Below are 8,754 nucleotides of genomic sequence, written 5' to 3' on the forward strand. Positions count from 1 at the left end.
ATTGAGGAAAACTCCGTGCAGGGGCGGAATCGGAAAGCCGCCCTATGAGATTTACGGTGTCATCCATGAACGGATATTTAGTGCTCATATTATGTTTGCGTAGATGACCATCTGGACTGCAGATAAATTAACAGGGCTCTATACTGAGAGCGTTATATCACTCAACACCCTGGAGGTAACTCTATGTCTATCGCCGCTATCATGACGTGGACTCTACAATCAGAAATTCCTGTACCGCCGGATGCCCAAGCCCTCTTGGGGCCGGGCGAAAGCGCCGTCGCAGCCTTTGCTACTTTCCGCGATTCCGCGATTTTCACGACTCACCGACTCATCATTCGTGATGCTCAAGGCTTGACGGGTAAGAAGGTAGAAATGTATTCGTTGCCTTACTCCTCAATCCATATGTGGTCTTCTGAAAATGCAGGAAACCTGTTCGACGCGAATAGTGAAATCGCTCTATGGACGAAGGTCGGCTACATCAAAATCAAGCTGGGCCGAAAGATTGACGTCCGCAAGCTTGACCGGCTCATCGCTCAGCAGGTTCTAAACGCTCAGCAGCATTAGGGCATAAAAATAGACTGGCGTTCCCTCCGGTTGCACGACAAAAAGGGAGGGAACGCCAGCACCAACAGCTTAGCCCTTAGAGCCGCTCTAAGCGCAACTAAGGTGCGCAAGACCCATCGAGGCATAAAAATATTGGACACGTACTGTCGCCAAAAGTGCTACAGCAAGATAGAAGTCCGCAGAGATACGCCCGAGAACACAACAACGGCCTATACGTTCCCAAAGGAACATATAGGCCGTTGCCTGCTATTCAGACCTCACATCTAGAAGCCCGGAATTAGACGCCAGCGAATTAGACGCCGTAGTACAGCTGGTACTCAAGCGGGTGCGGAATCAGCGAGAGGGGCTCCAGCTCATTCTTACGCTTGTAGTCGATCCATGCCTGAATCAGGTCCTCGGTGAAGACGCCGCCCTCGAGCAGGAAGTCGTGGTCAGCCTCCAGAGCCGCCAGTGCCTCCTCCAGGTTAGCGGGAGCCTTCTTGATGTCCTTAGCCTCTTCGGCGGGCAGCTCGTACAGGTCCTTGTCGATCGGTGCCGGCGGCTCGATGCGGTTACGGATGCCGTCCAGACCAGCCATCAGCTGAGCAGCGAATGCGAAGTAGGGGTTAGCGGAGGGGTCCGGTGCACGGAACTCCAGGCGCTTAGCCTTCGGGTTGGTGCCGGTAATCGGAATACGGATACCAGCGGAACGGTTACCCTGCGAGTACACCATGTTGATGGGAGCCTCGTAGCCGGGAACCAGACGCTTGTAGGAGTTCACGGTCGGGTTGGTGAACGCCAGAACAGCGGAGGAGTGCTCAATCAGACCGCCAATGTACCAGCGTGCGGTGTCGGAGAGGTTAGCGTAGCCGCGTTCGTCGTAGAACAGGGGCTCGCCGTTCTGCCACAGCGACTGGTGGCAGTGCATACCGGAGCCGTTGTCACCGAAGACGGGCTTGGGCATGAAGGTTACGGACTTGCCCCATGCGTCAGCGGTGCCCTTGATGACGTACTTGAACTTCAGCAGGTCGTCAGCAGCCTTGGTGAGGGTGTCGAACTTGTAGTTGATTTCTGCCTGGCCGGCTGCGCCCACCTCGTGGTGGCTACGCTCAACCTCAAGGCCGACCTCGTCCATTGCTACGCACATTGCGTCACGCAGGTCAGCCTGCTTGTCGACGGGGGAGACGGGGAAGTAGCCGCCCTTGACGGGGGTCTTGTTGCCCAGGTTGCCGCCCTCTTCCTTGCGGCCGGTGTTCCAGGGAGCCTCATCGGAGTCGATCTTGAAGAATACGGAGTTCGGCTCGACCTGGTAGCGGACGTCCTCGAAGACGAAGAATTCAGCCTCGGATGCGAAGAACGCGGTGTCTGCAATGCCGGTGGATTGCAGGTATGCTTCGGCACGCTCAGCGACGCCGCGGGGGTCACGGTGGTAGGGCTCGCCGGTGCGGGGGTTCACGATGGAGCAGATGATGACCAGGGTCTTCTCAATGCGGAAGGGGTCAACGTACGCGGACTGAACGTCGGGGATCAGCTGCATGTCGGACTCTGCAATGCCCTGGAAGCCGCGAATGGAGGAGCCGTCAAAAAGCTGGCCGTTGACGAAGAAATCGTCATCAATCGCCTTAGCGGGCAGGTTGAAGTGCTGCTGCACGCCGGGCATGTCGGTGAATCGGATATCAACGAAGACTACTTCTTCGTTCTTGATAAAGTCGAGAACTTCCTGGGGGCTGGTAAACATGAGGACTGCTCCTTGTTCGACTGACGGTGCAGGAGGGTGCTTTCCCTCATCACATTCAGTCTTTGGTTTAGTTTTTGGCCGCGGGCAAAACCCTGTGACATATCAAGCATAGTGGTTATTTTTTGCGCGTGCGTGACTATCGTGTTTCGGTAATGTTACAAATCCTGGAAAGGAGTTACATCTACGTTGCCTCACGAAACACAGTAGAGATGCTAACGCCCTCAGTAGAGCCAGTAGCAAAGCCAATATCAATGCCAGCAACAGCGCAATAACCGGACGTAACAAAAGGCCCCGACCCTCCCCACACGGGAAGAGCCGGAGCCTTCAAAACCTCATATCAGCGTCTCGCTTAGCGGCCGCGCATCGCACGACGGTCGGGGCGTGCACGCATCGGGTCAACACCCTTCGGCAGACCATTCATCGGGTTACGCATAGTGTTCAGAGTGCTCAGGCGACCAGAAACAACCTGCATCTCCTGCTGAGTCAGAGCCTTCGGAAGCTTGTTCATAGTCTTCACAACGTCCTTGAGCTCAACCTGACCCTCATCGTGACCGGTCTCAATCACATGAACCGGCACACCGGGAGCCACACGAGCCAGGTGCTTCTTCTCAGTGTTCACCAGCGAGTTCACGCGGCTGTGAGGGCCCTCGGTCACCAGCACAATACCGGGACGGCCCAGCGCACGGAACACCAGATCCTGGTTGCGGTTCGCAGCAACGGGCTGCTCCTCAACAATCCAACCGCGGCGCACCGAGTTCATCGCTGCACCACTACGACCGGGCTGGTTCTCAATCTGAGCAAAAGCCGCAGTCTGCGCGCGGCGACCCAGCAGAAGCATCGCCACAATAGCGGCAACGCCCAGACCCAGAATCAGGAAAGTAATCCAGTTACCCAGGGCAATACCGATGAGGAGGAAAACCAAAAGGGTACCCAGAGCCGACAGACTCAGAATCCAACCGATATTCGGGTCGGACTTCTTGGTCATCTGGTAGACCTGCTTCATCTGGGCGAAAGTGCCCGGAGTGCGTTCCTTCTTCTTTTTCTTCTCTTCGCGCTTATCTGCCACGATTCTTCCTCGGCTGGTTCTTCCGCGGCCCCGAGAAGCGCCTCAAACGCTCACGGAACCATAGTGACGTAACGATGCAGTGTATGCCTGCAATTTTTCTAGTTTACCCTACCCGCACAAGGGGCGGGGCATAAGGGGAGGCTCCCCGAACACCGGACGAACACCGGGTTCGAGGAGCCTCAACGCTCTCAGAAAGATTCTGAAAAGGCTTAGTAGCCCGCAGCCACCAGGGAGGAGGCTTCCTGCAGGGCTGCACCCTCACCCTCAATGTGGGCAAGGTTCTCAGGGATCGGGTAGCCGTTCTTACGCATTGCACGAGCCCACAGGCGACCTGCACGGTACGAAGAACGAACCATCGGGCCCGCCATAACGCCAGCGAAACCAATCTCCTCAGCCATGTTCGCAAAATCCACGAACTGCTGCGGCTTCACCCAACGCTCAATCGGGTGGAAGAGCGGGCCGGGGCGCAGGTACTGGGTGAGGGTAATGATGTCACAGCCAGCATCGTGCAGATCGCACAGCGCCTCGTAAATCTCCTCGTCGGTCTCGCCCATACCCAGAATCAGGTTGGACTTGGTGACCATGCCACCTTCCTTAGCCTGGGTAATAACATCCAGGGAACGCTCGTAACGGAACGCCGGGCGAATCTGACGGAAGATACGGGGGACGGTCTCCAGGTTGTGCGCGAAAACCTCAGGCTTAGCGTCAATCACCTTCTGAACATGCTCGGGAACACCCTTGAAGTCGGGGACGAGCATCTCAACGCCGGTGTTCGGGCACATCTTGTGAATCTGGCGGGTGGTCTCTGCGTACAGCCACGCACCGCCGTCTTCCAGATCGTCACGAGCAACACCGGTCACGGTTGCGTAACGCAGACCCATGACCTTCACGTTCTTAGCAACCTTGAACGGCTCAGCGTAGTCAACAGCAACGGGCTTACCGGTCGCAATATTGCAGAAGTCGCAACGGCGGGTGCACTCGGAACCACCAATCAGGTAGGTTGCCTCACGGTCTTCCCAGCATTCGTAAATATTGGGGCAGCCTGCCTCTTCACACACGGTGTGCAGGCCCTGACCGCGAGCCAGCTCGCGCATCTCGTTGTATTCGGGGCCAACAATAGCCTTGGTCTTAATCCAGTGAGGCTTCTTCTCAATGGGAACCTCAGCGTTGCGGGCCTCCACACGCAGTAGCTTGCGTCCTTCAGGTGCGGTGCTCAAAAGTCTTCTCCTTGGTCTCGGTGTGCCCTCTGTGCAGGTGGGCCACCCTCTATTTTACGCCCGCTCAGGCGTAGGTGAAACTGATTTTCGTATATGACGAACAAACCCGGATGCGCGGCTCGTTCAGTGCCTTTCGGCTGTACCTAGCTCCGGTGTCTAGGTTCCGGTGTCTAGTCCTGCGCTGCGACGGGCTCGAAGGACTCCGCCAGGCGGTCCTGGTACTTCAGAAGCTCCGCCTCCAGCGGCTCCAAAATATCGGCGGGGGTGACGGTGCGGCCCAGCTGCTCCGAAATAGTGGTAACACCCGCATCGCTAATGCCGCAGGGAATGAACTGCTGGAAGGGTGCGGTGTCGTTGCAGCAGTTAATCGCAAAGCCGTGCATGGTGGTGTTACGGGAAACGCGCATGCCCAGTGCCGCGATCTTCTTGTCCTGGGTGATGCCGTTGCCCAGAATCCACACGCCGCTACGGCCCTCAACGCGCTCACCCTTAATGCCCAGACCGGCAAGGACGTTAATGATGATTTCCTCGATAATGCGCACATACGCCACCACGTCAATGGGCTCGGGCAGGCGCAGAATCGGGTAGCCGGTCAGCTGGCCGGGGCCGTGCCAGGTCAGCTTGCCGCCGCGGTCAATCTTGACGACGGGGGTGGACTTGTCTGCGGGGTACTCGTGGTCTTCGGTGCGTTTACCGGCAGTAATCACTGCCTCGTGCTCAAGCAGAAGAATCGTATTCTGGCGGGTGCGGTTAGCCACCTCATCGTGGATGCGGTACTGCTCGTCCAGGCACTCAACATAGTTCACATAGTTCGGGGCGAAGCCCACGCGTTCAATCGTCACAGACATACTTTCTACCTTAGTACTGCTGGTGGAGGGAAGAAAATTAGGGCGCCCTGAATCACGTGATGAGCGAACACGTCGGAATATTACGTGAGGGTATGCTCAATGGGAGGAAGGGCGAATAAGCAGATAAATGCCTGAATTCACCTTTGGGGTTCTTTGGGGTATTTGAACTGTTTTAGTGTGCTTAAAGATATTGTTTGATGTAATTTGATAACATGATGGTATGAGAAGCAAAGAAGCACACGTTCTGGAAAGCATCGCCAACCCGGCTCTACCCACCCTGCAGATTGTCGAGTACCGGGGCGAAACCACCGCAAGTGCACCCACCGAGAGCGCACCCGCCGTACGTTCCGTACCCTCCGCGCACCCCGGACGCTACACCCTGCGCACCATTTCTCAGCCTGCCCCGCCTGCTCCCTCCACCCCTGTAGCTCCCTCCACCCAGCTGGCTCCCGCCGCGCCCACTCTGCGCGCGGCAGCCAACGGGTACGGATTCGAGGAAAATACGGATGCATCCGCCCAGAGGCACGTCCAGACCCCGCAGGTAGCCGCCGCTCTACGTAACGCGCCCGGACTCGCCAAGCTCCACGCCGTTACTAGTGAGAGCGCCGATAGCGCCGATCAGCTGTGCCTCTGGTACGAGCCCCTCGATGCGGGCACCCTTGACAAGCTCCTGCGCGCTCGCGCCCTGACACCCGCCGAGCTCATGACCCTGGCACGCACCCTGCACCGGGCGCTCGGCAGTCTCAAAAAGGTGGGGGAGGGGCGCGCCGAACTAAGCGCCGAATATATCGCTCTGAGCGCCGCCGGAGTGCCCAAACTCCTGCTACCTGATGCCGTCTATCGTGAAGCGGCTCCTCTAGATACGGAACAGCTCACCGCCGCTCGGGGCAACTACGCACGTTCCGCAGCGGCACTGCTCTGGCAAGCCGCCTGCGGGCACGCACCGGAACCCTCCGCCGCCCGCGTACCCCTCTCACTGCGCATGGATTCACAGCGCATGGGAGTGGTCGGTACTGCAACCGATGGGGCACCCAGCAGCGAGTGGATTGAGCGCCTCGGCAGAGCCCTCGAATACCTGCTGGACGCACCCACCCAGGATGCGGCGCTCGCAGGGCTCAGCTCCGTGGTCGCCCTGGCGGAGGAGGTGCCGCCTCGCCCGCTCAACGTCTACCTGAGCTGTTCAGAACGAGCCCGCGCCCTAATTCCCGCAGCTGTGGAGCCCGCGCCGGTACAGAAGCTCTCAAAGGCGCAAAAGGCGCAACGCTACCTGGCGGAACGTTTGCCACACGTGAAGAAGCCGGGCATGAAGAAGCCAGGTGTGAAGAAATCGGGGCGCGCAGCTACCGCAGGTTCTAAGCCGTTGAGCCCCACTGTGAACCCCGCAGAGACTGCGCCGCCCGCTCTAAAGAACGCAGCGGCGACGGGCACATCCCGCCTGACGGCGCTACGCAGTGCGTTCACCCGCCCCACCGCGCGACTGGGACTGGCTGCACGCCTGGGACTTGCCGCGCTCGCACTGGGGGCTATTGCGCTGCCTCTCGGGTTCACCCTCTACGGGCAGAACGCCCCGGCAACGGCGCAGCCCGTATCCGCTCAATCTGTGAACGCAGCGGGGGAGCATGAGCCCGGCGGCACGGAAACACAGGATCAGAGCGCACAGGACAAGACATCGCAGGGCGAACAGATCCTACGAGCCCTCATCGACCAGCGAAACCAAGAACGCCGTGCTCGAGGCGGTGCAGAGCTCACCCTAGACACCGCAGAAGAACTCAGTCGCGACAGCGAGAATATCCGCGTGATGGCGGTGGTCTCCGCACCCGGATACCGCGCCGATAAAACCGAGCAGGAAGCCCGCAAACTCAGCGAAGAAAACGGCGTCACCCGCCAGAAAGTCATCTTCGACCTGCACCGCGGGGAGAAAGGCTGGGAGATAGCCCGCGCCGAACCCGTCCCGGCATAGCTGACACCGTGCAGCTGACGCCGCGTAACTGACACTGTGAGAAACGCGGACACAACAAAAGCGGCGGCCCCACCCACCGAAGTGGATGGAGCCGCCGCCTTCTGCTTACCGTCCAGGAAAACCCGGAGAGCTACGCTCGGTTACCCATCAGGGCACCGCCACAAGGAAACTTCCTTGAATCTATGCAGGTCTTAGAGGCCCAGCTCAGACTCGAAGTTTGCCTCCTCCAGGCGGGTCTTGAGGGTGTGCAGGAAGCGACCAGCGTCCGCACCGTCGACCACGCGGTGATCGTAGGTGAGGGACAGGTAGCACATGGAGCGGATAGCGATAACGTCGTTACCGTCAACATCCTTAACAACCATGGGGCGCTTCACGATGGAACCGGTGCCGAGGATTGCAACGTTCGGCTGGTTGATGATCGGGGTGTCGAACAGTGCACCGAAGGAACCAATGTTGGTGATGGTGAAGGTCGAACCCGACAGCTCCTCGGGGGAGATGTCGCCGGTACGTGCACGGCCACCCAGGTCGCCAATAGCCTTTGCCAGGCCAGCAATGCCCAGGTCAGAAGCGTTCTTGATGACGGGAACCAGCAGACCCTTGGGGGTGTCCACAGCAATAGCGATGTTCTCGGAGCCGTGGTAAGTGATCTGCTTGTAGTCTTCGGTCATGGAAGCGTTCAGAGCGGGGTGCTGCTGCAGAGCCTCAGCGGATGCCTGGACGAAGAAGGGCAGGAAGGTCAGCTTAGCGCCCTCACGAGCAGCGAAGCCGTCCTTAGCCTTTGCACGCAGCTGAACGATGCGGGTCACGTCAACCTCGGTGACCTGGGTCAGCTGGGTGGAGATGTCCAGGGACTCACGCATACGCTTTGCAATAACCTGGCGGATGCGTGCGGTCTTCTCGACGGTGCCACGCTTGGGGGAAACCTCGAAGGTGTGCGGTGCCTTTGCGGAACCAGCAGCCGGAGCAGCAGCTGCAGCGGGTGCAGCAGCGGCGGGAGCAGCGGAACCCTTAGCGGCGATAGCAGCCTGAACATCCTGCTTGCGGATGCGGCCACCAACACCGGTGCCCTTGACGGTGGACAGGTCGATGCCGTTGTCCTTAGCGAGCTTACGGACCAGCGGGGTCACGTATGCTTCGCCCTCAGCAGCTGCCGGAGCGGCAGGTGCGGCGGGAGCTGCAGGAGCTGCCGGAGCGGCAGGAGCCTCAGCAACCGGAGCGGGAGCTGCGGGAGCCTCAGCAACCGGAGCCGGAGCAGCGGGAGCAGCTGCAGCAGCAGCGTCGCCGATGATAGCCAGAACCTGGCCAACCTCTGCGTCCTCATCCTCGGGGATGCGGATCTCGAGCAGGGTACCTGCTACGGGGGAGGGAACCTCGGTGTCAAC

The 8,754-nt window shown here is 59.2% G+C and carries 7 protein-coding genes; 2 read left to right on the forward strand and 5 right to left on the reverse strand.

All coding sequences use genetic code 11. From position 1 onward, the window contains the following. Positions 1-183: 183 nt before the first annotated feature. Entirely contained in the window at positions 184-564 is a 381-nt protein-coding gene (locus tag HMPREF2894_RS04390; protein ID WP_070677972.1) for a PH domain-containing protein, read from the forward strand. A gap of 292 nt (positions 565-856) precedes the next feature. Here the strand turns inward: HMPREF2894_RS04390 and glnA are convergent, their stop codons facing one another. From glnA to lipB, 4 genes are all read right to left on the reverse strand, one after another. Continuing rightward, positions 857-2,281 (reverse strand): type I glutamate--ammonia ligase, encoded by a 1,425-nt coding sequence (glnA, locus tag HMPREF2894_RS04395; protein ID WP_070677974.1) that lies wholly within the window; start codon positions 2,279-2,281, stop codon positions 857-859. Between the two features lie 349 nt (positions 2,282-2,630). Next, on the reverse strand, positions 2,631-3,347 hold the full coding sequence (locus tag HMPREF2894_RS04400) for a DUF4191 domain-containing protein (protein WP_005505470.1): 717 nt from the start codon (positions 3,345-3,347) through the stop codon (positions 2,631-2,633). Between the two features lie 209 nt (positions 3,348-3,556). Then, the gene (lipA, locus tag HMPREF2894_RS04405; protein ID WP_049347251.1) at positions 3,557-4,564 is read right to left on the reverse strand and encodes a lipoyl synthase; all 1,008 of its coding nucleotides are present in this window, start codon (positions 4,562-4,564) and stop codon (positions 3,557-3,559) included. A gap of 170 nt (positions 4,565-4,734) precedes the next feature. Then, a complete protein-coding gene (gene lipB / locus HMPREF2894_RS04410) occupies positions 4,735-5,493 on the reverse strand; it encodes a lipoyl(octanoyl) transferase LipB (protein WP_256388348.1) in 759 nt (252 codons plus the stop codon). Positions 5,494-5,632: 139 nt separating this feature from the next. On the opposite strand from lipB, the gene HMPREF2894_RS04415 reads away from it, so the two are divergent. After that, the gene (locus HMPREF2894_RS04415) at positions 5,633-7,372 is read left to right on the forward strand and encodes a peptidase (RefSeq protein ID WP_070677978.1); all 1,740 of its coding nucleotides are present in this window, start codon (positions 5,633-5,635) and stop codon (positions 7,370-7,372) included. A gap of 191 nt (positions 7,373-7,563) precedes the next feature. Here HMPREF2894_RS04415 and sucB read toward each other — a convergent pair. Continuing rightward, on the reverse strand, positions 7,564-8,754 hold a 1,191-nt coding region (gene sucB / locus HMPREF2894_RS04420; protein WP_070677980.1), incomplete at its 5' end, for a 2-oxoglutarate dehydrogenase, E2 component, dihydrolipoamide succinyltransferase.

This window comes from Rothia sp. HMSC066G02 (assembly GCF_001813145.1).
GTDB lineage: Bacteria > Actinomycetota > Actinomycetes > Actinomycetales > Micrococcaceae > Rothia.

Coding starts and splice junctions, on each gene's coding strand:
- HMPREF2894_RS04390 (WP_070677972.1), top strand. CDS start 184: ATGTCTATCGCCGCTATCATGACGTGGACTCTACAATCAGAAATTCCT.
- glnA (WP_070677974.1), bottom strand. CDS start 2,281: ATGTTTACCAGCCCCCAGGAAGTTCTCGACTTTATCAAGAACGAAGAA.
- HMPREF2894_RS04415 (WP_070677978.1), top strand. CDS start 5,633: ATGAGAAGCAAAGAAGCACACGTTCTGGAAAGCATCGCCAACCCGGCT.